Raw genomic sequence first — 955 nt, 5'->3', positions numbered from 1 at the left:
AACGTCTATTGCGAGATCCATCCCTACGCCAAGGCCGAGGCCGCGCTTGAGGCCATGAGCCCGGCGGCGATCATCCTGTCGGGCGGGCCCGAGAGCGTCCATGAGGAAGGCAGCCCCCGCGCGCCTCAGGGCGTGTTCGAGGCGGGCGTGCCGGTGCTGGGCATCTGCTACGGCGAGATGACCATGTGCGAACAACTGGGCGGCAAGGTCGAGGGCGGTCACCATCGCGAGTTCGGCCGCGCCGAGATCACCGTCGAAAAGACCTCGCCCCTGCTGGCCGATCTGGCCGCGGTCGGGGAGGAAGAAACCGTCTGGATGAGCCACGGCGACAAGATCGTCGCCATCCCGGCGGGCTTTGACGTCGTCGCCTCCTCGCCCGGTTCGCCCTATGCCGTGATCGCCGACGAGACCCGCCGTTTCTATGGCGTTCAGTTCCATCCCGAGGTGATGCACACGCCGCGCGGCGCGACGATGCTGAAGAACTTCACCCACGGCATCGCGGGGCTGTCCGGCGACTGGACCATGGCGGCCTATCGCGACGAGAAGATCGCCCAGATCCGCGAACAGGTCGGTTCGGCCAGGGTCGTCTGCGGCCTGTCGGGCGGCGTCGACAGTTCTGTCGCGGCGGTGCTGATCCACGAGGCCATCGGCGATCAGCTGACCTGCGTGTTCGTGGACACCGGCCTGCTGCGCAAGGATGAGGCGACACAGGTCACGACCCTGTTCAGAGAGCACTACAACATCCCGCTGATCCATGTTGATGCGTCGAAAGAATTTCTGGGCGAACTGGCGGGCCAGTCAGACCCAGAGACCAAGCGCAAGATCATCGGCCGGGTGTTCATCGAGGTTTTCGACCGCGAGGCCGGCAAGATCGACGGCGCCGAGTTCCTGGCCCAGGGCACGCTCTATCCCGACGTCATCGAAAGCGTGTCGTCGTCCAGCGGCAAGGCGCATG

General features: G+C 65.7%; 1 protein-coding gene. It reads left to right on the top strand.

The features are described from left to right. A partial coding sequence (gene guaA, locus C0461_RS14325) for a glutamine-hydrolyzing GMP synthase (RefSeq protein ID WP_292107976.1) occupies nucleotides 1-955 on the top strand: 955 nt, incomplete at both ends.

Source organism: Brevundimonas sp., assembly GCF_013823285.1.
GTDB lineage: Bacteria > Pseudomonadota > Alphaproteobacteria > Caulobacterales > Caulobacteraceae > Brevundimonas.
Note: the sequence above shows the minus strand (reverse complement) of the source record. Positions and strands in the feature narration are given on the sequence as shown.